A 23,784-nucleotide genomic window follows, 5' to 3' on the forward strand; every position below is an offset into this window, starting at 1 on the left:
ATCCACCACTCCCTGCCCCTGCCCCTGCCCCTCCCCGACCCGACCGACCCGACCGCCCGCTTCCCCCCTCTCCCATCCCCGACCCCGCCCCGGCCCCTGCCCCTCCCCGGCCCCGACCAGGCCCGGCACGGCACCGGCCGACCCGGCCAAGCCCCAACCCCGCCACCGGCACCGGCACCGGCACCGGCCCTGACCGGAACGCGCCGTACCGCTAGCGGGCCGCCCCGCACGCCTCGGTGAACGCCTTCGCCCGCCGGGTGATCTCCGCCCAGTCGCCGGCCGCGACGACGTCCGGCGCCACCACATCCGTCCCGGCGCAGACCGCGAGGGCGCCCTGGGCCAGGAACTCCGCGGCGTTGCCCGCGTTGACGCCACCGGATGCGACCAGCGGGACGTCCGGGTACGGGCCGCGCAGGTCCCTGAAGTAACCGGGGCCGAACGCCCGGGCCGGGTAGATCTTGACGGCCGCGGCGCCGAGTTCGACCGCCTGCGCCACCTCGGTCGGTGTGAGTGCGCCGAGCACCACCGGCACCCTGGCGGCGTGCGCGCGCTGGGCCACGTCGGGCCGGAGCCCGGGGGTGACCAGGAACGCGGCGTCGGCGGCGAGGGCCCCCTCCGCCTGCTCCACGGTCAGCACGGTGCCGACCCCGACCCGCCAGCCCTCCCGCGCGGCGTGGCGCAGATGTTCCGTCACATTCGGTGTGGTGTAGGTGAATTCGGTCAGATTGATACCGCCCTCCGCGAGCGCGGCGCAGAGCGCGACGGCGTCGGGTATCCGGGGGGCGCGAACCACGGCGATGACGGGCGAAGCGGCCAGCACGGCGCGCATGCGGGCGAGGACGGCGGGCGTGGGGCTCATGCGGCTCGGGTCCCTCGGTCGGTTCGGCGCAGGGCGCGCCCGGGCCGGGCGCCCGTGGTGCGGCCCTGCCGGACAACGGCGGTGCCGTTGACGTAGACGTGCTCGATGCCCGCGGCGGGCCGCCGGGGATGCTCGAAGGTGGCGGTGTCCTGGACCTTCTCCGGGTCGAAGAGGACCAGGTCGGCGTGGTGGCCGGGGGCGATCAGGCCGCGCCGGTCGAGTCGGAGCCGGGCGGCGGGGCGGCCGGTCATCCGGGCGATGGTCTCCTCCAGCGTGAGCACCCCCGACTCCCGGCTGTAGCGGGCCAGGTAGCGGGGGAAGGTGCCCCAGGCCCGCGGGTGCGGGCGGGCGCCGACCAGCAGGCCGTCGCTGCCGACGGTGTGCGCGCGGTGGCGCATGATCGCCCGGACGTTCTCCTCGTGGCCGACGTGCTGGAGGATGGTGGTGGCGAGCTCGTCCCGGCGCAACAGGTCGAGGAAGACGTCCGTCCCGCTCTGCCGCCGCTCGGCGGCGAGTTCGGCCACCGTCCGCCCGACGGCCCCGGCCAGCGCCGGGTTCCGGACGCCGGAGAGCTGGATGGTCGCCCAGTCGGCGACCACCCCGTGGCAGCCGTCACTGCCCTTCTCCTCCACCTCGTACCGGATCCGCTCGCGCGCGTCCGGCTCGCCGAGCCGGGCCAGGGTGGCCCGCGGGCCGCCCTCGGTGGCCCAACTGGGCAGCAGGGCGGCCAGGGTGGTGGATCCCGGCAGGTAGGGGTAGCTGTCGAGGGTGAGGTCGACGCCGTCGGCAAGGGCCCGGTCGACCAGGTCGAGCAGTTCGCCGGCCCGCCCCTGGTTGACGCCGAAGTTCATGGTGGCGTGGGTCAGGTGGACGGGGCAGCCGGACTGCCGGGCGATCTCCACCATCTCCGCGTAGCCCTCCAACGCGCCAGCCCCGTAGGAGCGTTGGTGCGGCGCGTGGAAGCCTCCGTACTGCGCGACCACCCGGCAGAGCTCGACCAGCTCGGCGGTGCCGGCGTACATCCCCGGCGTGTACGTGAGCCCGCTCGACATCCCGACCGCCCCCTGCCGCAGCCCCTCCCCCAACAGCGCGCGCATCCGGTCGAGTTCGGCCGGGCACGGCGCCCGGTTCTCCCAGCCCACGGCGAGCATCCGCAGCGTGCCGTGCGGGACGAGGTAGCAGGCGTTGACGCCCGCACCCGTCCGGTCCAGCCGGTCCAGGTACTCCCCCCACCGTCCGCCAGTCCCAGTCGAAGCCCTCCGGGTCGCCGTTCCAGCCGGCGATCTGGCGGCGCAGCGCCGGCAGTGTGGTGTCGTCGACCGGCGCGTAGGACAGGCCGTCCTGGCCGAGGACTTCGCAGGTGACGCCCTGGGTGACCTTGGCCGGGTGCTCGGGTTCGAGCAGGAGGGCGAGGTCGGAGTGGGCGTGCATGTCGGTGAACCCGGGAGCCAGAACCAGCCCGTCGGCGTCCACCTCCCGTGCGGCGCCCAGGCCCTGACCGATCTCGGTGATCAGCCCCCGGTCGGTCCGGACGTCGGCCCGGTACCGGTCGGCGCCGCTGCCGTCGATCACGGTGGCGCCCTTGAAGACGAGCGGACCACCACTCGCAGGAGCGCCGCCCTCAGGACGACCAAGCGTCGGACCGTCGTACACCGGACCACCACGCATCGGACCGCCGTGCACCGGACCACCACGCACCGGACCACCACGCGTCCGGCCCGCAGCCATCAGAAGAAGGTCCTGACCAGGCCCGTGACCTTCGGCTCCGGCGCGGAGGCGTCGTCCAGCACCGGAATCAGCGTCCACCTGTCGAAGGCGGTGCACGGGTGCGAGATGCCGAGCCGCAGCACGGCGCCGACCGGGGCGAGGTCGCCGGCGTCGCGCAGGAAGGCGTGCTGGTCGTTGAGCGCGGTGATCCTCGCCGTCGTGCCGGTCAGATCAGCCCCTCCCCGGACCAGCTGCGGCTCGGGCATGCCCTCGTCGAACGGCAGGTCTCGCTTCCCGGCGTCCAGCAGGGCGAGTTGGGGCTCCGGCCGGGAGACCACCCGGGCCCAGCCGTGCAGCGCGCCGCGGAACGGCGTGTCGCCGGCGCCTCGGACGAGCGGCGAGATCCCGCGGTAGAAGCCGTCGTCGTGGGCGATGTACGCGCCCGAGCGGAGCACCACGAAGGCCTCCGGGAGGGCGTTCAACTCCTCGACCACCAGGTCGAAGTAGGCACTGCCACCGGCGGTGACCAGCGGCGCGGCAGCGTCGTCGTAGGCGGTGGAGAGCCGCCCGTGCAGCTCGGCGAGGTCCCGCAGGTAGCTCCGGACGGTTGCCAGACCGTCCGCACCGGCGTCGTGGGCGAGTGCGCCCTCGTAGCCGCCGATGCCGGCCAGCCGCAGGGTGGGTGCGCGCAGCACGGCGGCGGCGACCTCGACCGCCGCGTCGACGCCGCGGGTGCCGGTGCGCCCGCCGGGGCCGCCGAGTTCGACCAGCACCTCGACCGGGCGATCGGCTCCGGCCGCCCGCAGCGCCTCGTCCATCAGCCGGACGCTCTCGGCGGAGTCGACCCAGGAGACGAAGGCGAACGAGGGGTCGGCGGCCAGTTCGGCGGCAAGCCAGCCGAGCCCGGCCGGGTCGAGCAGGGTGTTGGCGAGCAGGATCCGCTGTACGCCGAAGGCCCGCGCGACCCTGACCTGCGGCAGGTTGGCGAGCGTGATGCCGTGGCTGCCCGCGTCGAGCTGCGCCTGCCAGAGCGCGGGCGCCATGGTGGTCTTGCCGTGCGGGGCGAGAGCGACGCCGGCCTTGGCACACCAGTCGGCCATGGTCCGCACGTTGTGGTCGACGGCGGCCCCGTCGAGGGTGAGCAGCGGGGTGCCGAGCCCGGCGAGGGTGGGCCCGGTGGCGAGGTAGTCACGGGCACTGAGGCCCAAGGCGGCGGGCGGCAGCGCCTTGAAGCGCCAGTCGAGCACCTCGTCGGCCAGGGCCGCCACCTTGCCGGTGTCGATCGCCGGCCCGGTGCCGGTGCTTGCGAAGGTGCCTGCGAAGGTCTGGTCCACCGTCTTCCTCCATCTACCGTGTTGCAACATGTGCAACGAGGGTTGCACATGCTGGCAGCACGGTTCTAGCATCGGCGCCGGACCAAGGTCAACGGAACGGCCGCCGCAGCACGCGAGGAGCCCAGCTGATGCCCCGACAGGATCCCGCCGCGAGCTCGGGCGCCCCGCGGCCCACGTCTCCGACGGCGGTCTGCGTGGGCGAGTCGATGGCGGTGCTGCTGCCGGACCGGCCGGGCCCGCTGGAGTCGGTGGAGCACTTCCGTCTCGCCGTCGGCGGCGCCGAGTCCAACGTGGCGGGCGCGCTGGCCGCGCTCGGCGTGCCGAGCGCCTGGATCAGCCGGGTCGGCGACGACGGCTTCGGCCGCCGCCTGCTCGCCGAGGTCGCCGCCCGCGGGGTGGACGTCTCCGCGGTCACCGTGGACCGGTACCGCCCGACCGGGCTGTACCTCAAGGAGGTCGGCGGCACCACCGGCAGCCGCCACGACCTCGGGCCCGGGCGCAGCCGCCTGCACTACCACCGCCGCGGCTCGGCCGCCGCCACGCTCTCGCCCGCCCTGCTGGCCGACCCGGCGGCCGCCCGGCTGCTGACCCGCGCCCGCCTGCTGCACCTGTCCGGCATCACCGCCGCCCTGTCCGACGACTGCCTGTCCCTGCTGCGCGCCCTGCTCGCCGATCGCCGGCCGGGCCGGCTGGTCAGCTTCGACCTCAACTGGCGCCCCGCCCTCTGGCGCGACCGCGACCCGGCCGTACTGCCGCCACTGCTGGACGCCGCCGACGTGCTGCTGCTCGGCGCCGACGAGGCCGAGGCCGCCTTCGGCACCGGCGACCCGCGGGCGCTGCGCCGCCGCTTCCCCTCCCCGGCGACCGTGGTGGTGAAGGACGCCGCCCGGCTGGTCACCGCGCTGGACCGGGACGGTACGGCCGTCACCGAGCCTGCCCTCGCCGTCGAGGTGGTCGAGGCCACCGGAGCGGGTGACGCCTTCGCGGCCGGCTACCTGGCAGGCACCGTGCGCGGCCTGGACCAGCGCCGCCGGCTGCGGCTCGGCCACCTCAGCGCCGCCTGTGCGCTGACCGCCCACGGCGACCACGCCGAGCTGCCGCCGGCGCCCGCGGTCGACGCCCTGCTGGCCGCCTCCACCGCGGACTGGGCGGCGACCCGAGTGTCGGCGGACGGCATCGTGTCGCCCGTCCTGCCGACGACCGCGGGGGCAGCCGCACGCCCCGGGGCGGGCACAGACCCGCTACCGGCTCCTTCCCCGGCCCTTGGAGCCCCATGAGCCAGACCGTCACCCGCGCCCTGCGCATCCTCGCCGAGCTCGGCGAGGGCGAGCGTTCCCTGGACCAGCTCGCCGAGGTGCTCGGCGTGCACAAGACCACGGTGCTGCGGCTGCTCCAGAGCCTCGAAGAGGAACGATTCGTCTACCGCGACCCGGCCTACCGCTACCACCTGGGCGCCGGCCTCTTCGCACTCTCCGGGCTCGCCCTGGAGCAGCGCGGCGTCCGCCGGATCGCCGCACCGCACCTGGCCGAGCTGAACGCCGCCACCGGCCAGACCGTGCACCTGGCCGCGTACGAGGGCGGCGAGGTCGTCTACATCGACAAGTACGACTCGCGCCACCCGGTGCGGATGTACTCCCGGATCGGCCTGCGCGCGGCCCTGCACAGCGCGGCCGTCTCCAAGGTGCTGCTGGCCGACCTGCCGGCTGTCGAGCGGCGCCGCGTGGTGGCGGGCCTCGACTTCACCCCGCACACCGCCCGGACGCTGACCACCCCCGAGGCCCTGATGGCCGAGCTGGAGAAGGTCGCCGCCCAGGGCTGGGCGCAGGACCACGCCGAGCACGAGGCGTTCATCAACTGCGTGGCCGCCCCGATCCGGGACGCCGGCGGACGTGTCGTCGCGGCCGCCTCGATCTCCGTCCCGGACGTCGTCCTCCCCTACGAACAGGTGCTGGAACTGCTGCCGCAGCTGCTCGCCACCACCCGCGCCATCTCCGCCGACTGCGGGCAGACGCCCCCGGCCGGCTGACCGCCCGCCGCCGACCAGAGGAAGCTCATGACCGACTCCATCCAGAAGACCGAGATCCGCACGGACGGCGCCCCCGCCCCGGCCTGGATGTTCTCCCAGGGCGTCCGCAAGGGCCCGATCCTCCAGGTCTCCGGCCAGGGCCCGCAGGACCCGGCCACCGGCGAGTACCTGCACCACCGCGACGTGAAGGCGCAGACGCGCCGGACGCTGGAGAACGTCAAGGCGATCGTCGAGGCCGGCGGCGCCACCGTCGAGGACGTGGTGATGTTCCGCGTCTACCTCACCAAGCGGGCCGACTTCCCGCTGATGAACGAGGTCTACGCCGAGTTCATCGAGGAGAACATCAAGCCGGGCGGGGTGAAGCCCTGCCGCACCACGATCTTCGTAGAGCTGCCGCAGGAGCCGATGCTGGTCGAGATCGACGCGCAGGCCGTGATCGGCTGACCGGCCACACCCGCGAAGGGCCCGGACGACCGACCGTCCGGGCCCTTCCGCATCACCCACCGGAGCACCCCGCACCGGGCCACCGGGTCACGGGTCACCGCGCTCACGGGCCACCCCACGCCGTGCACCACGCACCGGATCACCGGCTCACCGCCCCGCGGTGACCGTCTCCTCGGCCGCCGTGCCACCGCGCGCCACGACCTTGCCACCGACGCCGACACCGACGCCGACACCGCCGGTGTCCACGCCGTCGGCCCCGCGCTCCAGCGCACCGGAGAACAGCGCGATGCCCAGGGCGACGGCGGCCATCAGTCCGCCCACCCAGTTCGGCGCGTCGTAGCCGAGCCCGGCCGAGATCACCAGCCCGCCGAGCCAGGCGGCGAGCGCGTTGCCCAGGTTGAAGGCCGCGATGTTGGCGGCCGAGGCCAGCGTGGGCGCGCCCGCGGCCTGGTCCATCACCCGCTTCTGCAACGGCGCGACGGTCGCGAAGCCGAAGACGCCGATCAGCGGGATGGCCACGATCGCGCCCACCTTGCTGTGCGCGGCGAAGGTGAAGGCGAAGAGCAGCACCGCCAGCACCGCGAGGATCACGTACAGGCTGCGCATCAGTGCGCGGTCGGCGAACCAGCCGCCGAGCAGGTTGCCGACGAAGAGGCCGACGCCGAACAGGAAGAGCAGCCAGGTGACGCTGGAGTCGGCGAAGCCCGCCATCTCGGTCATCATCGGCGTGATGTAGGTGAACATCGCGAAGATGCCACCCCAGCCGAGCACCGTCATGCCGAGCGCGAGCCAGATCTGCGGCTTGCGGAAGACGGCCAGCTCGGGGCCGAGCCGGGTGTCCGCGGCGCGTGGCTGGACGGGCACCAGCGCGGCGATCCCGGCGAAGCCGATCACACCGAGCGCCGCGACGACGTAGAAGGTGGAGCGCCAGCCGAAATGCTGGCCGAGCAGGGTGCCCATCGGGACGCCGAGCACGTTGGCGGCGGTGAGCCCGGTGAACATCAGGGCGATGGCGCCGGCCCGCTTGTGCGGGGCGACCAGTTCGGCGGCGACCACCGAACCGATGCCGAAGAAGGCGCCGTGCGCGAAGGCCGCGAGCACCCGGCCGACGAGCAGCAGCCCGAAGGCGGGGGCGACGGCGGAGACCAGGTTGCCGGCGATGAACAGGCCCATCAGCATCAGCAGCATCCCCTTGCGGGGAATGCGCGTGCCGAGGACGGTGAGCAGCGGCCCGCCGACCACCACGCCGAGCGCGTAGCCGGAGATGAGCAGGCCGGCGGTGGGGATGGAGACCGAGAAGTCTCCGGCGACCTCGGGCAGCAGGCCCATGATCACGAACTCGGTGGTACCGATGCCGAAGGCACTGATCGCCAGCGCCAGGAGCGCGAGGGGCATGAGGGAACCGCTTTCCGGAGCAAACAGAGAACGTTGCGTATGCAACTACCAGCGTCGACAATACGGCCGCTCGGCAGATAGTTGCAAGCGCGGCCTATACCCGCTTGCACACTCACCCCGAAGTCGCCCCGCCCACCTTGCCCCCATCCGGCAAACTCATTAGGTTAGGCTCACCTAACTAACTCGGAGGTCGTCATGAGCCCCAGCCCCACCGACGTCGAGGTGTCCGAGCCCACCGCCGCCGAACGGGTCTGCAGCCTGCTCGGCGCCACCTCCTCGGTGGTGGTCCGCGCCTGCGGCGAGCATCACGACCTCGACACCCCGGTCGCGGTGCACGGCTCCCGGCTGCGCCTGAGCGCACCGCTCGACTCGCCGCTCACCCTCGCCGTGACCCGCGAACCGGACGGTCTCGCCGTCGTCCTGGACCTCACCGACATCGCCCCGGTCGCCGTGCGCGACCGGGTCCGCGGCCGCCTCACCCTGGCCGGCCGGCTCCGCCTCGCCCACCTCGCCGACGACGGCATCAGCGTCCACCTCCGCCTGGACGTCGCCCACGCCGTCCTCGCCACCCCGCACGGCACCAGTGCCCTCACCGGCGCCGATCTCGCCCTCGCCGTGCCCGACCCGCTCGCCCCGTACGAGGCCGGCCTGCTCACCCACCTCGCCGACGACCACCGCGACGCGCTCGCCGTGCTCACCCGGCTCATCGACCCCCGACTCCTCGCCGGCCGCCCGGAGATCCGCCCCCTCGCGCTCGACCGGTACGGCCTGGTGCTCCGCCTCGCCCACCCGAACGGCCACCGCGACGTCCGCCTGGTCTTCCCCGAACCGGCCCGCGACGCCGACGAGTTCGGCCACCGGCTGCACCAGCTGCTGACCGCCGCCCACAGCGGACTGCCCGCCCGCCGGTTCTGACCGGGCGGGCGGGCGGGCAGCGCGAACCGACGTACGGGCCGACCCGGGCCCCCGGCACCGGGCCGGAAGCCGGACCCGCCACCGAACGCCACCGGACCGCCACCCGGCCGAGAACCGAGGCGTGAAGCGCGTCGAGAACCCGGTCGAGACCCGAGGCGGCGAAAACCGAGGCGGCGAAAACCGGGTCGAGCATCGGCACAGGAAGCTCCCCGGAAAACGACAACGGCCGGCCCGGCCCGCGAAGTAGCTTCGCGAGCCGGGCCGGCCTGGGCGTGTCCCGCGCCCGTTGTTCCGCCGGTGGTGCGGCGATCACCCGGTCGAGCGGTCACCCGACATGACCATCCCGGGAGGTCGTACGCCCCGCACCCTGCGGTGGTCTCTGCCCGAAGGTCAGATGGAGACGCCGTGCGCCCGCAGGTAGGCGATCGGGTCGATGTCCGAGCCGTACTCCGAGCCGGTGCGGATCTCGAAGTGCAGGTGCGGGCCGGTCACGTTGCCGGTCGCACCGGAGAGGCCGATCTGCTGGCCGGCGGTGACGGTCTGACCGATCTTCACGCCGATCGAGGACAGGTGCGCGTACTGGGCGTACTTGCCGTCGGCGAGCTTGATCTCGACCTCGTTGCCGTAGGCGCCGCCGTTGCCGGCCTTCACCACGGTGCCGGCCGCGATGGCGCGCAGCGGGGTGCCGGTGGAGGCGACGAAGTCGGCACCGGTGTGGTGGCCGGAGGCCCACATCGAGCCGGCCACGCCGTAGGCGGTGCCGAGCTTCGGGTTGGCGACGGGGGCGACGTAGCCGGAGGTGCTGGCCACCGCGGCCGGGGCCGGGGTGGTGGCCGGGGCAGCCGGCTTGGCGGCAGCGGGCGCCGGCTTGACGGCCGGGGCCTGCGCGGGCTTGGCGGCCTGGACCGGCTTCGGGGCGGCGGCCGGCTTCGCCGAGTCCTGCGAGGCGGGCTTGGCGGGGGCGGCCGGCTTGGCGGGGGCGGCCGGCTTGGCGGCCTCGGCGGCGGCCGGAGCGGCGGCGGCCTTGGCGCCCAGCGCGAGCTTCTGGCCCGGGAAGATCAGGTTCGGGTTGGAGCCGACGACCGAGCGGTTGTGGTCGTACAGCGCCTGCCAGCCACCGTCGACGTGCTTGGCGTTGGCGATCTTCGACAGGGTGTCCCCGCCGACGACCTTGTAGCTCTCCTCGACCGGGGCGGCGGCCGGCTTGGCGGCCTCGGCGGCGGCCGGAGCAGCGGCGGCCGGAGCAGCGGCGGCCGGGGCGGCGTCGACGCTGGTGGCGCCGGTCCAGGTGCTGGTCTGCGCGGGCTTCGCGGCCGGGGCGGTGTGGGCCTGGGCGCTGATGGTGGTCACCAGCGGAAGGGCGAACGCGGCGCCGGTGACGGCGGTGGCGATACCGATGCGGGCGGCGCGGGGCAGGGCGATACGACGAGCCTGTGCGGGCATGTGGGAATTTCCTCTCCGACGCCTGCGAGGTGAGCTGTCGGGTTCGGGCTGGAGTTGCCCGGCCGCATGCGCGACTTCACCCCAAGCCGGACCGTGAATTCCGGTCCGGCGACTTACCTTTGGGTCCCCCGCTCCTGCCGTACAGAGTTCAGTTCGTACCACCGGGCAGCGGCAGGACTAGGCGTTCCACCCGGTGGCCACCCGGGCCAACGCCGGGCGGTCGCTGAACTAAAGCCCATCCGATCGGGTGAAGCAATGTCGATCTCTTGAACGGGCAACAAAAGCCGGGATGACGGTGACACTCCGAATGATCGGCTGCACAGTACGTGCACAATCGATTCACCGCGCGCCACTGATCCACGACGCTCCGCCGATTTCGGTGTCCGTCCGCATGCGATCACCTACGGAAAGCCATTCACCGACACACCCCCGGTGACCCTTGTCACGTCGGCCCCCCGGGGCGGACGATCGGGCCGTGACCAACTCCGAGGCCGGCACCCTGCGCCTGGGCACCGCGCAGGGCCGCTGGGTACTACTGGCGACGGTGCTCGGCTCCAGCATGGCGATGCTCGACGGCACGGTCGTGAACGTCGCCCTGCCCCGGATCGGCACCGATCTCGGGGCCCCGCTCGCCGCGCTGCAGTGGACTCTGAACGCCTATCTGCTCACCCTGGCCGGGCTGATCCTGCTCGGCGGCGCGCTCGGGGACCGCTACGGCCGGCGCCGGGTCTTCCTGCTCGGCGTCATCTGGTTCGCCGTCGCCTCGGCGGCCTGCGCCGCCGCGCCCACCATCGACGTGCTGATCGCCGCCCGCGCGGTCCAGGGCGTCGGCGGGGCGCTGCTCACCCCCGGCTCGCTGGCGATGCTTCAGGCCGTCTACCACCCGGACGACCGCTCGACGGCGGTCGGCCTCTGGTCGGGCCTGGGCGGGGTGTCGGCCGCGGTCGGCCCCTTCCTCGGCGGCTGGCTGGTGGACGGCCCCGGCTGGCGGTGGATCTTCCTGCTGAACATCCCGCTGGCCGCGGTGGTCGTGGCCGTGGCGTCCCGGCACGTGCCGGAGAGCCGGGACGAGAGCGCGACCGGCCGGTTCGACGTGCTCGGCGCGGCGCTGGCCGCGCTGGCCCTCGGCTCCGTCACCTACGCCCTGACCGCGGCCGGCGACGGGCTGACCCCCGGGGTCTGGCTGACCGGCGCGGCCGGGTTGCTGCTGGGCGCGGCCTTCGTCGTGGTCGAGCGCCGCACCCCGGAGCCGATGCTGCCGCTCGGCCTCTTCTCCTCCCGGCTGTTCACCGCGGTGAACCTGGTCACCCTCTGCGTCTACGCCGCCTTCAGCGGGGTGTTCTTCCTGCTGGTCGTGCAGTTGCAGATCGTCTCGGGCTTCTCGCCGCTCGTCTCCGGGCTGGCCCTGGTGCCGATCACCGTGCTGATGCTGGCGCTCTCCGCCCGGGCCGGCCGGCTGGGCAAGCGGATCGGCCCACGAGTGCCGCTCACCGTGGGCCCGCTGATCTGCGCGGCCGGCGTGATGCTGATGCTGCGGATCGGCCCGGGGGCCTCGTACTGGACGGACGTGCTGCCGGCCGTCACCGTGATGGGCTGCGGGATGGTCCTGCTGGTGGCACCGCTGACCGCGACCGTGCTGGCGGCGGTGGAGGTCCGGCACGCGGGCATCGCCAGCGGCGTCAACAACGCCGCCGCCCGCGCGGCCGGCCTGCTCGCGGTCGCCGCGCTGCCCGCACTGGCCGGGCTCAGCGGCGACGCCTACCAGGTGCCCTCCTCCGTGAACTCCGCCTTCCGGACGGCGATGCTGATCTGCGCCGGGCTGCTGGTCACGGGCGGGCTCACCGCTTTCACGACCGTCCGGGGCAACGTCCTGGCCGCCGAGGACCACCCGGTGGCCGAGCCGGACTGCCGCTACTCCTGCGCCACCAACGCCCCGCCGCTCGACCCGGGCCACCTCGCCGCCGGGGCGTCCGCCCCGCGGGCCCCCGAAACGCCCGAGGGCCCCGCCACCTGACCGGCAGCGGAGCCCTCGTACGGCTGGGAAATCGTCAGGAAATCGTCTGAGAAACCGTCAGAGGATGTCGCCGGGCGCGTACTTGGCGGCCTCCGGGTAGGCGGCCGCAACGGCCTCGACCTGGCGGACGACCTCGGCGACCTGTGCACCGGCCGCGCCGGTGAAGGAGAGCCGGTCGGCCAGCAGCGCATCCAGCGCGGCCCGGTCCAGCGGCATCCGCTCGTCGGCGGCGAGCCGGTCCAGCAGCTCGTTCTCCCGGGCCCCGGCCCGCATCGCCAGCGCCGAGGCGACGGCGTGCTCCTTGATGACCTCGTGCCCGGTCTCCCGGCCGACGCCTGCGCGCACCGCGCCCATCAGCACCTTGGTGGTGGCCAGGAACGGCAGGTAGCGGTCGAGCTCGGCCTCGATCACGGCGGGGAAGGCACCGAACTCGTCGAGGACGGTCAGGAAGGTCTCCAGCAGACCGTCGAAGGCAAAGAACGCGTCGGGCAGCGCGACGCGGCGGACCACGGAGCAGGAGACGTCGCCCTCGTTCCACTGGTCGCCGCCCAGCTCGGCGGTCATCGACGCGTAGCCGCGCAGGATGACGGCCAGGCCGTTGACGCGCTCGCAGGAGCGGGTGTTCATCTTGTGCGGCATCGCGGAGGAGCCGACCTGGCCCTCCTTGAACCCCTCGGTGACCAGCTCGTGGCCGGCCATCAGGCGGATCGTCTTGGCCAGGCTGGACGGCGCGGCGGAGAGCTGGACGAGCGCGGTCAGCACCTCGAAGTCCAGCGAGCGCGGGTAGACCTGGCCGACGGAGGTGAGCACGTTGTCGAAGCCCAGGTGGCCGGCCACCCGGCTCTCCAGCTCGGCGAGCTTGTCGGTGTCGCCGCCGAGCAGGTCCAGCATGTCCTGGGCGGTGCCGACCGGGCCCTTGATCCCGCGCAGCGGGTAGCGGGCGATCAGCTCCTCCAGGCGGCGGAAGGCGACCAGCAGCTCGTCGGCGACAGTCGCGAAGCGCTTGCCCAGCGTGGTCGCCTGGGCGGCGACGTTGTGCGAGCGGCCGGCCATGACCAGCTCGGTGTACTGGGCGGAGAGCCGGCCCAGGCGCACCAGCACGGCGACCGTGCGGTCGCGCACGTGCTCCAGCGACTGGCGGATCTGGAGCTGCTCGACGTTCTCGGTCAGATCCCGGGAGGTCATGCCCTTGTGGATCTGCTCGTGGCCGGCGAGCTCGCTGAACTCCTCGATCCGGGCCTTCACGTCGTGGCGGGTGACTCGCTCACGGGCGGCGATCGAGCCGAGGTCGACCTGGTCGATCACCCGCTCGTAGTCGGCGACGGCGCCCGCGGGCACCTCGACGCCGAGGTCCTGCTGGGCCTTCAGGACGGCGAGCCACAGGTGGCGCTCGAGGACCACCTTGTGCTCGGGGGACCAGAGCTGGGCCAGGGTCGCCGAGGCGTACCGGGAGGCCAGGACATTGGGGATCTGGGGCTTCGCGCTCACGCTTCGCAAGCCTAACAGCCGAGGTCAGGCGGAACGGCGCCGGACCGGGTGGACGGCCGCGACGCGCGCACGGCCGCCTCCCGCGCCCCGCGACGGCTCATTCTGCTCCACCACGGCCCGCCGCCCGAACCGCTCGCCGCAGCACTCTGACCAGTGGACTCCACCGCGCCGGCCGGATGGCCGCGCCCGTGCAGGGGCGCTCGGCCGGTCCAGGCTGTCCTCGATCACCGCGTCGTGCAGCAGCCGGTAGAGCAGCGGCCGGCTCAGCAGCGCCGGGCCGCGCGCACGCATCGCCAGGGCGTGCCGCAGCGCCGTCCGCCCCTCGTCGAGCCGGTGGACGGTGTACTCGTGGAACCCGTCGGAGCCGTGCGGCCCGGTGAAGGCGAACCGCACCCACCGCCCGGGCACGTACCCGGCCACCGCTTCCCGCACCGGCCCGCGCTGCTCGCCGCGCTCTGGCTGCGCACCGTCGAGGACTTCCAGACGGCCTGGCTCGACGCCCTCGCCCCGGCGGGCGACCCGGTGGCGGCGGGTGCGGCGGCGGCCCGCGAGGTGGTCGCCTGGAGTCGGCGGAACACCGCGCGGGCCGCGCTGTTGCTTCGCGGGCCGGAGGAGTTCGGCCACGCGCAGTGGCCCGCCACGCAGGCCGAACGGGCGGCGCGCGGCAACGCCCGGGTGGGCGAGGCCGTCGCCGCCCTGGCCCGGCGGCTCGGCGCCACCACGCCGGAGGACGGCGAGCGCGTCGCCCTCGCCGTGGTCGATCTGCCCCTCGCCGTGGTCCAACGCCACCTGCGCGCCGGCGCCGCGCCGCCGACGCACGCCGAGGAGCTGGCGGCCGCCTCGGCCGGCCGCCTCCTCACCACGGAGGCCCGAGCGCCCCACGGTCGCCGGGACCGCGCCGGCCGCCGGGCGCACGGTCGCCCGGCTTCCCGGACCCACACCGGACACCCGGGCTGTGCGGCCCATGCTGCGCGACTCCGGGCCGCGCGGAGGCCCGGTCTACTGCGCGCCGGCGGCCCGGCCGGTCAGCACCGGCAGCACCTGGGAGCAGATCGAGTGCAGCGACACCCGCTGCTCGTCCGTCATCGCCTCGAAGGCCTGGTGGGTGCGGCTCATCTCGGCGCGGATCAGGCCCAGGATCTCCCGGCCCTGCCCGGTGATCACGACGATCTTGACCCGCCGGTCACCGGCCGCCGCCTCACGGTTGGCCAGGCCCAGCGACTCCAGCCGGTCGACGATCCCGGTCACATTGGAGGCGTCACAGCCGAGCCGCCCGGCCAGCGCCCGCATCGGCACCGGCTCCTGCACCGCGCCGAGCGCCTTCGCCTGCGAGGAGGAGAGCCCGTGCCGGGCCGCCGCAGCCGCGAAGTCCTGGAAGTAGGCGGCGCCGACGGCGGCCAACGCCTCCATCAGCTCGGCGTTGGTCGGTACGGTCGTCGTCGCTGTCGAACCCATGGAGCCAGCGTACGGCCGACTGCTTCAGCAACTCAAGCTTTGACCACGGCAAGGTCATGGGTCCGGCCGCCCAGGCCGTGGCTCAGAGCACCAACTGGTCGAAGAGCCGCCGCAGCTCGGCCTCCGGGTCCGCGGTCAGCCCGGTGTGCACCGGCCCCGGCTGGACGACCGCGCTGCGCGGCGCCGTCAGCCAGCGGAACCGCTGCCCGGGGCTGTCCGACGCCGCCGGGCCGGCCGGCGGCCCGCCCACGCAGACCGCCTCGATCCCGTGCAGCGCGCGCCGCACTCCGGCGACGTCCGCCACCGGGTCCAGCGCCAGCAGCCGGGCCTGGTCCAGGTGGGTCCGCGCCGCCAGGTGCGCGCTCTGCCGGCAGTACAGCAGCACACCGACGTTGATGCACTCGCCGCGCTCCACCCGGGGCACCGCCCGGACCACCGCGTACTCGTAGTCGTGCAGCTCTGCGACGGCCGGCAGGGCAGCCGGCAGCACGGGCTCGGTCATGCGGACACCTCCGGCAGCCAGTCGCGCGGACCGGCCAGTCGCTCGGTCAGCTGGGCGCGGTACGCGGCGCGCACCGCCTCGGGCGAGTCGAAGCCCGGTTCGTCCGCGAGCCAGACGTCGGGGATCTGCGCCACCGCCGCCTCGATCGCCGCCTCCGCGAGCGGGGCGAGCGCCTTGTCCGCCGCCACCAGGTCCGGTTCGGCCCGCAGCAGCGCATGGTCGGAGGCGTCGTAGGGACGGCGGACCCACCCGGCGGCGCCGGGCCAGTGGTGATGGAAGATCAGGCTGGCGCCGTGGTCGATCAGTCGCAGGCCGCCGGTGGCGACCAGCAGGTTGGGGTTGCGCCACGAGCGGTCCACATTGCCGATCAGCGCGTCGAACCAGAGCACCTGCCCGGCCAGCCCGGCGTCCACGTCGAAGCAGAGCGGGTCGAAGTTGAGCGCGCCGCTGACGAAGGCCATGCCCAGGTTGAGACCACCACTGGCGCGCATCTGGTCCTGGACCTGCTGGTCCGGCTCGCTGCGGGCGAGGACGGGATCGAGGTCGACGGTGACCAACTCCGGCACCGGCAGGCCGAGCCGGCGGCCGAGCTCGCCCGCCAGCACCTCCGCCACCAGCGCCTTGCGGCCCTGCGCCGCGCCGACCCATTTCAGCGCGTACAGCCGCCGGTCGTCGGCCTCGACCAGGCCCGGCATCGAGCCGCCTTCTCGCAGTGGGGTCACATAACGGACCGCCGTCACCTCGGGGAGCACGCCGGACAGCCTATCGGGCATATGCACGGCCCGGGCTCTCCCAACCCACCTCCAGCCACCGCGCCGCCCCACCGCCCGGAGGCCCCGAGCCCCGCACCGTCCGACCGGACACCCCGGACCACGCCGCACCGACCGGACACCCCAGCCCGGCCCGCACCGACCGGCCCGCCCCGACCCCACCCGACCCCCGAAGGCCCCACCACCCCCGCCTCCACCATCCGCGCCGCCCCGGTGGCACCCCGCCCTGCGCCGTGCGAGTGTGGCGGGCAGTAGTGGCCTCGGACCCAGCGCGGTACGACCTGCACTGTAAGGATGAGCGATGGAACGATCTCGGATCCTGATCGTGGGCGGCGGCTTCGCCGGACTGGAGTGCGCTCGCCGCCTCGAACGCAAGCTCTCGCCCTCCGAGGCGGAGATCTCGCTGGTCACGCCGTTCAGCTATCAGCTCTATCTTCCGCTGCTCCCGCACGTCGCGGCCGGGGTGCTCACCCCGCAGTCGGTCGCGGTCTCGCTCCGCCGGTCGCTGCGCCGTACCCACATCGTCCCGGGCGGCGCGATCGGCGTGGACCCGCGCTCCAAGGTCTGCGTGGTCCGCAAGATCACCGACGAGGTGGTCGCGCAGAAGTACGACTACCTGGTGCTCGCCCCCGGCAGCGTGACCCGCACCTTCGACATCCCGGGCCTCACCGACTACGCGCGCGGCATGAAGACGCTCGCCGAGGCGACCTACGTCCGCGACCACGTGATCGCCCAACTCGACCTCGCCTCGGCCACCCTGGACCAGAAGGAGCGCGAGTCGCGGCTCCAGTTCGTGGTGGTCGGCGGCGGCTACGCGGGCACCGAGACGGCCGCCTGCCTCCAGCGTCTGACGACCGCGGCCGCCCAGCGCTACCCGCGGCTGGACTCCCGGCAGATCAAGTGGCACCTGATCGACATCGCCCCGAAGCTGATGCCCGAACTGGGTGACGCCCTCGGCACCGCGGCCCTGGAGGTGCTGCGCGGGCGCGGCATCGACGTCTCGCTCGGCGTCTCGGTGGCCGAAGTCGGTGCCGAGTCGGTCAAGTTCACCGACGGCCGGGTGCTCCCCAGCCGCACCCTGATCTGGACGGCGGGGGTCGCGGCCAGCCCGCTGATCGCCACCCTGGACGCGGAGACCGTCCGCGGCCGGATCGCGGTGACCGCCGAGATGCGGGTCCCGCAGTTCGAGGGCGTCTTCGCGCTCGGCGACGCGGCCGCGGTGCCGGACCTCGCCAAGGGTGACGGCGCGGTCTGCCCGCCGACCGCCCAGCACTCGGCCCGCCAGGGCAGGGCGGTGGCGAACAACGTGATCGCCGCGCTGCGCAACCAGCCTCTGGAGCCTTACTACCACAAGGACTTGGGCCTGGTGGTGGACCTCGGCGGCAAGGACGCGGTCTCCAAGCCGCTCGGTGTCGAGCTGCGCGGCGTCCCCGCCCAGCTGGTGGCACGCGGCTACCACCTGATGGCGATGCGCACCAATGCGGCCAAGTTCCGGGTCGGCGCCAACTGGCTGCTCAACGCCACCGCCGGCGACGACTTCGTCCGGACCGGCTTCCTGGCCCGCCAGCCCGCCCGGCTCCGCGACTTCGAGTACACCGACGCCTACTTGACGAAGGATCAGGTAAGGGCGCACGCCCAGGCCCTGCTGGCCAAGGGCTGACGACCGCCGGGCCCGCCCAGCCACCCGGCCCCGGCACGACCGCGACACGACCCAAGGCACGACCCCGGCAACCTCGCAGCAAGAACGCAGCACGACCGGTGCCCCTGCCGATCCCGGCAGGGGTACCGACCCGTCCCCGGCCGCTACTTCGCGGTCAGGTACATCCCGCTCGCGTCCTTCCCCGCGGTGTTGCGGCACGCGTAGTCACCGCTGGGCCGCGCGTACAGCAGGGTGAGGCACTGCCCGAGGGCCTGCTGCCCGTAGTAGTTCGGGTGCATCGACTCCTGGATGACGCCCTGCGAGGAGCTGAGCCCGCCGTCGACGAACCGCGCCCACTCGCTGGTGGTGGCGGACGGCGCCGTGGTCGAGGTCGCCTGGCGGGCCGACGTCGCACACACCTCACGCCCCTGCAGCATGTCGGCGAGGTCCAGGAACTGCGCGCCCTTCGCGGCGGCGACGCCTGCCAGCGCCCGGGAGATCTGCGGGACGAGCGAGTCCCGCGCCCAGTCGGCGTCCCCGTTCCAGAACGGGCAGCCGCCGGTGTCGGAGCGGCTCCAGCCGCTCTCGGGGTAGCGCATCTCGGCGCTACGCGGGATCGGCGAGGGGTAGGACTGCAGCACGATCCGGTAGTCGCCCGTCTTGTAGCCGGCGTTCGACATCACCGCCCGGATCTCGTCCAGCGCCTTGCCGACACCGGCCACCGCGGCGGGCATCCGGGAGTCGATCGCGGACTGCTGGTCGTCGTTGCAGTAGGAGTACCAGACGAGGTAGTCCGAGACGCAGGTGGTGATCACGTCGGCGAAGCCGAGGTCGTTGCCGCCGATCGAGAGGGTGATCAGCTTGACGTTGTACTGGCCGGCCACGGTGGCGAGTTGGTCGGCCTGCGGGGCCTCGCCCTTGAACGACTGGCCGCCGTTGGCGGCGCGGTAGACGTTGGCGGCGACGGCGCCGGAGCAGGCCAGGTTGATCTGGGTCTGCGCCACCGAGGGCGCACTGCGGACCTCGGCGACGTCCGAGCGGTCGCACCCGCTCGCCGCGGTCGCGCCGTACACCCGGCTGGGGTCGTACGCGCTGCCGGTCCAGGCCCGGTCGGTTCCGGCCCGGTTGCCGCTGGTGACAACCGAGTTGCCCTTCCAGCGGCCGGCCTCGCCGGAGATGTAGCTGTCGCCGAGGGTCACGCTGGCGGTCGTCCCCGTCCCGGCGGCGGCCCGGGCGGGTGCGGCGGCGACGGCCAGCAGGCCGGCCGCGCCGAGCGGGAGGGTGAGCCCGGCGGCGAGCAGCCGGCGGGCGAATCGGGTCAGTCGGGTGGTGCGGGTGGTTCTGCGAGTGATGCTCGAACAGCTTTCGGGCACGGCGGAACTCCTGCGGTCGGTCTCGCCCGCGCTGTGGGGGCGGGGAGACGCGTAGGTGAGGGTGGGCCGCCGGCCGGTGGCGCGATGAACATGACACGCCCGCACTTGTTACCGCTAGGTATCTGCACCAGGTTTCTCGCTGTGTTACCGGTCGGTTCAGATCGGTCGCGAGACGGCACCGTCCGTTCCCAGGACGGCCGCCAGGTCGTCGGCCAGCCGCCGCGCGTCGGCGGGGTCCAGCTCCGCGACGGTGATCCGCAGGCCGGGCGGGGAGTCCAGGCGGAAACGCGCGCCGGGCGCCGCGACCCAGCCACGCTGCACCAGTGCAGCCAGCACGGTGGTCTCGTCCGGCACCGGCACCCAGATGTTGAGCCCGCTCGCACCGTGCGCCTCGATGCCGCGCGCGGCCAGCTCGCCGAGCAGTGCGCCACGCCGGGCCCCGTAGGCGGCGGCCACCCGCGAGACCGGCGCGGCGTCGGTGCGCCACAGTTCGGCGACGGTGCACTGCAGCAGGTGGCTGACCCAGCCGGCGCCGAGCCGCTGGCGGCCCAGCACCCGCCCGATGGTCTCCGCGTCCCCGACCGCGACCGAGAGCCGCAGGTCCGGCCCATACGCCTTGGCCGCCGAGCGCACCACCGCCCAGTGCTCCGACCCGGCGCCGGCCAGCGGATGGTACGGCTGGTCGACGATGCCGTGGCCGTGGTCGTCCTCGATCAGCAGGACGCCGGGGTGCTCGGCCAGCACCGCGCGCAGCTCCCGCGCCCGCTCGGCGGTGAGCACGGCGCCGGTCGGGTTCTGCGCCCGGCTGGTGACGACCACCGCGCGGGCACCGTCCGCCAGCACCCGGGCGAGCGCGTCGGGCAGCGGGCCGTCGTCGTCCAGCCGCACCGGGGCGGCCCGCAGCCCGAGTGCCGGCAGCAGGTCCAACAGGCTCCCCCAGCCGGGGTCCTCGACCGCGACGACGTCGCCGGGGCGCAGCCGGGTGGCGAGGATCCGTTCGATGGTGTCGAGCGAGCCGGAGGCGATGGCGACCGGCCCGGCGGGCAGGCCGTCGGCACGGAAGCCCTCGGAGGCCAGTGCGAGCAGTCCGGGGTCGGCGGAGGCGCGGCCGTAGCGCACCGGGTCGCGGCGGGCGGCCTCGGCGGCCGCGGCGAGGGCCGGGGTGAGGTCGGGCAGCTGCGCCGGGTCGGGGTTGCCGTTGGAGAGGTCCCGTGCGTGCGGCGGGACGGGCATCCGGATCTGGTCGCGCGGGGTGGTCGCGGGCCGCGGGCGGATCCGACTGCCCTTGCGGCCGGCGGTCTCGATGACGCCCCGGTCGCGGAGGAGCCGGTAGGCGGCGGCGACGGTGTTGGGGTTGACGCCGAGTTCGGCGGCCAGGTCACGCAGTGGGGGCAGCGGGGTGCCGGGCGCGAGTCGTCCGGCACTGACGCCCTGCTCGACGTCGGCCGCGATTTCGCTGGCGCGCCGCCCCTTGATCGGATAGTCTCCTAGCACAAAAGAGATTATGCACTAGTACATAGAGGTTGTCATGTCAGACAGCGCTGCGTCCTACTCCCGCACCCCGCGCACCACCCCGACCCGCTACAAGGACCGCGCGACCTGGGAGCAGGACACGATTCACGCCATTCTGGACAGCGGCTACCTCTGCCACCTCGGATTCATAGCCGACGGCGCCCCCGTCGTACTGCCGACCATCTACGCCCGGGTCGGCGACCGCCTGTACGTCCACGGCTCCACCGGCAGCCGGCCACTGCGCGGCGCCAAGGGCGACGAGGGGCTTCCGGTCTGCGTCACCGTCACCCTGGTCGACGGCCTGGTGCTGACCAAGTCCGCGTTCAACCACTCGATCAACTTCCGCTCGGTGGTCGCCCACGGCACCGCCCACCAGGTGACCGACCCCGAGGAGCTGTCGGTCGCACTGGACGCGCTGGTCGACCAGACCGTCCCCGGCCGCTCCGCCGAGGTCCGCCCGGCCAACGCCAAGGAGCTGGCCGCCACCGCCGTCATCCGCCTCGTCCTGGACGAGGTCTCCGCCAAGACCCGGGCCGACGGCGCCGACGACGACGACGAGGACCTCGGCCTCCCGCACTGGGCCGGCGTGGTGCCGGTGACCACGGTCTACGGCACGCCCGAGCCGCACGAGTCCACCACCGTGCCGCTCCCCGCGCACCTGCGCGACTTCACCGGGTGACGGGGGCCCGGCGATGCTGATCAGGTCCTGGGACCGGGGCGACGAGGCCGAGTGGCAGGCCTGGCTCGCCGAGGGGCGCGACTTCGGTCTGCTCGCCGCCAACGGCCGCGCCGGCGAGGGCCCGGTGCTGGTCCCCACGCACTTCCTGCTGGACGCGGAGGCCGGCGAGATCCTGCTCCACCTCGCCGCGCCCAACCCCCTGCTCGCCGCCGTCCGCGCCGACCCCGCGGTCACCCTGGCGGTGACCGACGACTACGCCTTCGCGCCCGGTCACTGGCGCGGCGAGCCGGGCACGCCGACCAGCTACTACGCCTCGGTGCACTTCCACTGCACGGCCTCGGTCGTCGAGGACGCGGCCGGCAAGGCGGAGATCCTCAACCGTCAGCTGGCGCACTTCCAGCCGGAGACGCCGGACACCCGGGTCGCCCCCGGCGAGCGCCCGTTCGGCCCGCTCCTGCCGGGTCTGCGCGGGCTGCGGCTGGCGGTCCGCGAGGTGCGGGCCAAGTTCAAGTACGACGACAAGAAGCCCGCCGACGAGCAGTACGCCCTCGCGGACCGGCTCGCCGAGCGCGGGCACGGCCTGGACGCGGGCGTCCGCGCCCAGCTGCTCCGGCGCAACGCCCGCCGTACGGGGTCGCGGCACTGACGCAAAGTCACCCGTTCGGGCCCCGATGCCGGGCGGGCCACCACGGCCGCTGATCGAATGTGAGACGAGTCCTGCCCACTCGGCCGTGCCGGCGGGCCCGTCCACTCGGGGAGCGTGCGTGTCCACAACCCACACCCATCCGGCCGCCGGTGAGGCGCACCTCGGGCACGCCGTCTTCATCTCCGCGGCCGCCGCGATGGGCGGCTTCCTGTTCGGCTACGACAGCGCGGTGATCAACGGCGCGGTGACCGGCATCCAGAAGCACTTCGGGGTGGGCAACGGCGAGACGGCCTTCGTGGTGGCCATCGCGCTGCTCGGCTCGGCGGCCGGCGCGGTGGCCGCCGGCCGGCTCGCCGACCACCTGGGCCGGGTCCGGACCATGCTGCTGGCCGCCGTGCTGTTCGCGATCAGCGGCATCGGCTCGATGTTCCCGCCGACCATCCAGGTGCTGGCCACCTGGCGGGTGGTCGGCGGGGTCGCGATCGGCATCGCCTCGGTCATCGCGCCGACCTACATCGCCGAGGTCGCGCCGACCGCCTACCGCGGCCGGCTCGCCTCCTTCCAGCAGATGGCGATCGTGCTCGGCATCACCATCTCGCAGCTCGCCAACTGGGCGCTCAACCAGGCCGCCGGCGGCGAGTCCACCGGCCACCTCGGCGGCATCCAGGCCTGGCAGTGGATGCTCGGCGTGGAGACCATCCCGGCCCTGGTCTACGGGCTGATGGCGCTGGCCATCCCGGAGTCCCCGCGCTACCTGATCGCCGACCACCGCGAGGCGCAGGCCCGCGAGGTGCTGCTGGAGGTGGAGGGCGAGGAGGTGGATCTCGACGCCCGGGTCGCCGAGATCCGCGCCGTGCTGGAGTCCACGCACAAGCCGCGCGCCAAGGACCTGCTGGGCGGCCGGTTCGGGCTGCTGCCGATCGTCTGGGTCGGAATCGGCGCCTCGGTGTTCCAGCAGTTCGTCGGCATCAACGTGATCTTCTACTACTCCTCGTTCCTCTGGCAGTCCGTCGGCATCAACGAGGCCAACTCGCTGCTGATCAGCCTCTCCACCTCGATCGTCAACGTGATCGGCACGGTGGTCGCGATGGTGCTGGTCGACCGGATCGGCCGCAAGCCGCTCGCACTGGCCGGCTCGGCCGGCATGGCGCTCTCGCTGGCCACCGCCGCCTGGGCGTTCTCCTACCGGCAAGGCACCGGTGACACCGCCACCCTGGACGATGCCCACGCCACCGTCGCCCTGGTCGCCGCGCACGTCTTCGTGTTCTGCTTCGCCTTCTCCTGGGGCGTGGTGGTCTGGGTCCTGCTCGGCGAGATGTTCCCCAACCGGATCCGGGCGCTCGCCCTGTCCGTGGCCGCCTCGGCCCAGTGGATCGCCAACTGGGCGATCACCGTCAGCTTCCCCGACCTCGCCGACTGGAACCTGTCGGCGACGTACGTGATCTACGCGGTCTTCGCGCTGCTCTCCATCCCCTTCGTGGTCTTCTGCATCAAGGAGACCAAGGGCCGCGCCCTGGAGGAGATGGGCTGAGCCCGCCGTCCGCGGCACCGCCGTCCACGCCGCCGCGCGCGGCCCGTCCCAC

The 23,784-nt window shown here is 73.8% G+C and carries 20 protein-coding genes, 1 pseudogene and 1 riboswitch; of the genes and pseudogenes, 9 read left to right on the forward strand and 12 right to left on the reverse strand.

What is annotated here, in order from left to right; translation table 11 throughout:
• Nucleotides 1–211: 211 nt before the first annotated feature.
• From eda to OG286_RS07305, 3 genes and pseudogenes are all read right to left on the reverse strand, one after another.
• The gene (eda, locus tag OG286_RS07295) at nucleotides 212–859 is read right to left on the reverse strand and encodes a bifunctional 4-hydroxy-2-oxoglutarate aldolase/2-dehydro-3-deoxy-phosphogluconate aldolase (protein ID WP_396322557.1); all 648 of its coding nucleotides are present in this window, start codon (nucleotides 857–859) and stop codon (nucleotides 212–214) included.
• Nucleotides 856–2,527, reverse strand: a pseudogene (locus OG286_RS07300) (amidohydrolase family protein). Before OG286_RS07300 ends, eda begins: the two are co-directional and overlap by 4 nt.
• A 59-nt stretch (nucleotides 2,528–2,586) precedes the next feature.
• The gene (locus OG286_RS07305; RefSeq protein ID WP_396322559.1) at nucleotides 2,587–3,900 is read right to left on the reverse strand and encodes an amino acid deaminase; all 1,314 of its coding nucleotides are present in this window, start codon (nucleotides 3,898–3,900) and stop codon (nucleotides 2,587–2,589) included.
• Between the two features lie 128 nt (nucleotides 3,901–4,028).
• On the opposite strand from OG286_RS07305, the gene OG286_RS07310 reads away from it, so the two are divergent.
• The 3 genes from OG286_RS07310 to OG286_RS07320 are packed head-to-tail and all read left to right on the forward strand — an operon-like array spanning nucleotide 4,029 to nucleotide 6,370.
• A complete protein-coding gene (locus OG286_RS07310; protein ID WP_405362623.1) occupies nucleotides 4,029–5,177 on the forward strand; it encodes a sugar kinase in 1,149 nt (382 codons plus the stop codon).
• Nucleotides 5,174–5,926 (forward strand): IclR family transcriptional regulator, encoded by a 753-nt coding sequence (locus tag OG286_RS07315; protein WP_396322561.1) that lies wholly within the window; start codon nucleotides 5,174–5,176, stop codon nucleotides 5,924–5,926. Before OG286_RS07310 ends, OG286_RS07315 begins: the two co-directional genes overlap by 4 nt.
• Nucleotides 5,927–5,953: 27 nt before the next feature.
• Nucleotides 5,954–6,370, forward strand: a complete 417-nt coding sequence (locus OG286_RS07320; RefSeq protein ID WP_405364907.1) for a RidA family protein — start codon at nucleotides 5,954–5,956, stop codon at nucleotides 6,368–6,370.
• Between the two features lie 147 nt (nucleotides 6,371–6,517).
• Here OG286_RS07320 and OG286_RS07325 read toward each other — a convergent pair whose 3' ends face one another.
• Nucleotides 6,518–7,765, reverse strand: coding sequence for an MFS transporter (locus tag OG286_RS07325; RefSeq protein WP_405362620.1), 1,248 nt, complete (start codon nucleotides 7,763–7,765; stop codon nucleotides 6,518–6,520).
• 195 nt (nucleotides 7,766–7,960) lie between these two features.
• Between OG286_RS07325 and OG286_RS07330 the strand changes: the two genes are divergently transcribed.
• Entirely contained in the window at nucleotides 7,961–8,680 is a 720-nt protein-coding gene (locus OG286_RS07330) for a DUF2470 domain-containing protein (RefSeq protein WP_396322564.1), read from the forward strand.
• 390 nt (nucleotides 8,681–9,070) lie between these two features.
• Here OG286_RS07330 and OG286_RS07335 read toward each other — a convergent pair whose 3' ends face one another.
• Nucleotides 9,071–10,123, reverse strand: a complete 1,053-nt coding sequence (locus OG286_RS07335; RefSeq protein ID WP_396322565.1) for a peptidoglycan DD-metalloendopeptidase family protein — start codon at nucleotides 10,121–10,123, stop codon at nucleotides 9,071–9,073.
• A gap of 4 nt (nucleotides 10,124–10,127) precedes the next feature.
• Nucleotides 10,128–10,287, reverse strand: a riboswitch (cyclic di-AMP (ydaO/yuaA leader).
• Between the two features lie 311 nt (nucleotides 10,288–10,598).
• On the opposite strand from OG286_RS07335, the gene OG286_RS07340 reads away from it, so the two are divergent.
• A complete protein-coding gene (locus tag OG286_RS07340; protein ID WP_396322566.1) occupies nucleotides 10,599–12,137 on the forward strand; it encodes an MFS transporter in 1,539 nt (512 codons plus the stop codon).
• Nucleotides 12,138–12,194: 57 nt separating this feature from the next.
• Here OG286_RS07340 and purB read toward each other — a convergent pair whose 3' ends face one another.
• The 5 genes from purB to OG286_RS07365 all read right to left on the reverse strand — a co-directional run bounded on the left by purB (nucleotide 12,195) and on the right by OG286_RS07365 (nucleotide 16,334).
• Nucleotides 12,195–13,625 carry an adenylosuccinate lyase gene (gene purB, locus OG286_RS07345; RefSeq protein ID WP_396322567.1) on the reverse strand — a complete coding sequence of 477 codons (1,431 nt, stop codon included), beginning with the start codon at nucleotides 13,623–13,625 and terminating at the stop codon, nucleotides 12,195–12,197.
• 24 nt (nucleotides 13,626–13,649) lie between these two features.
• A complete protein-coding gene (locus tag OG286_RS07350) occupies nucleotides 13,650–14,591 on the reverse strand; it encodes a hypothetical protein (RefSeq protein WP_396322568.1) in 942 nt (313 codons plus the stop codon).
• A gap of 33 nt (nucleotides 14,592–14,624) precedes the next feature.
• Entirely contained in the window at nucleotides 14,625–15,080 is a 456-nt protein-coding gene (locus OG286_RS07355; protein WP_396322569.1) for a MarR family winged helix-turn-helix transcriptional regulator, read from the reverse strand.
• An 82-nt stretch (nucleotides 15,081–15,162) separates the two neighbouring features.
• A complete protein-coding gene (locus tag OG286_RS07360; RefSeq protein ID WP_396322570.1) occupies nucleotides 15,163–15,582 on the reverse strand; it encodes a DUF3037 domain-containing protein in 420 nt (139 codons plus the stop codon).
• Nucleotides 15,579–16,334, reverse strand: coding sequence for a HipA family kinase (locus OG286_RS07365; protein WP_396322571.1), 756 nt, complete (start codon nucleotides 16,332–16,334; stop codon nucleotides 15,579–15,581). The genes OG286_RS07360 and OG286_RS07365 overlap by 4 nt, the downstream gene beginning before the upstream one ends.
• A gap of 319 nt (nucleotides 16,335–16,653) precedes the next feature.
• Here OG286_RS07365 and OG286_RS07370 point away from each other — a divergent pair, with 319 nt between their 5' ends.
• On the forward strand, nucleotides 16,654–18,012 hold the full coding sequence (locus OG286_RS07370; protein WP_396322572.1) for an NAD(P)/FAD-dependent oxidoreductase: 1,359 nt from the start codon (nucleotides 16,654–16,656) through the stop codon (nucleotides 18,010–18,012).
• Nucleotides 18,013–18,155: 143 nt separating this feature from the next.
• On the opposite strand, the gene OG286_RS07375 is transcribed toward OG286_RS07370, so the two are convergent.
• Together OG286_RS07375 and OG286_RS07380 are read right to left on the reverse strand one after the other, a co-directional pair.
• A complete protein-coding gene (locus OG286_RS07375) occupies nucleotides 18,156–19,364 on the reverse strand; it encodes a GDSL-type esterase/lipase family protein (RefSeq protein WP_396322573.1) in 1,209 nt (402 codons plus the stop codon).
• A gap of 156 nt (nucleotides 19,365–19,520) precedes the next feature.
• Complete coding sequence (locus OG286_RS07380; RefSeq protein ID WP_396322574.1) at nucleotides 19,521–20,858, reverse strand: aminotransferase class I/II-fold pyridoxal phosphate-dependent enzyme; 1,338 nt, start codon at nucleotides 20,856–20,858, stop codon at nucleotides 19,521–19,523.
• A 34-nt stretch (nucleotides 20,859–20,892) separates the two neighbouring features.
• Between OG286_RS07380 and OG286_RS07385 the strand changes: the two genes are divergently transcribed.
• The 3 genes from OG286_RS07385 to OG286_RS07395 are packed head-to-tail and all read left to right on the forward strand — an operon-like array spanning nucleotide 20,893 to nucleotide 23,732.
• On the forward strand, nucleotides 20,893–21,555 hold the full coding sequence (locus OG286_RS07385) for a pyridoxamine 5'-phosphate oxidase family protein (RefSeq protein WP_396322575.1): 663 nt from the start codon (nucleotides 20,893–20,895) through the stop codon (nucleotides 21,553–21,555).
• A 13-nt stretch (nucleotides 21,556–21,568) separates the two neighbouring features.
• A complete protein-coding gene (locus OG286_RS07390; RefSeq protein WP_396322576.1) occupies nucleotides 21,569–22,201 on the forward strand; it encodes an FMN-binding negative transcriptional regulator in 633 nt (210 codons plus the stop codon).
• 25 nt (nucleotides 22,202–22,226) lie between these two features.
• Complete coding sequence (locus OG286_RS07395; RefSeq protein WP_405362612.1) at nucleotides 22,227–23,732, forward strand: sugar porter family MFS transporter; 1,506 nt, start codon at nucleotides 22,227–22,229, stop codon at nucleotides 23,730–23,732.
• Nucleotides 23,733–23,784: the final 52 nt, after the last annotated feature.

This window comes from Kitasatospora sp. NBC_00039 (assembly GCF_045160625.1).
Classification (GTDB): Bacteria; Actinomycetota; Actinomycetes; order Streptomycetales; family Streptomycetaceae; genus Kitasatospora.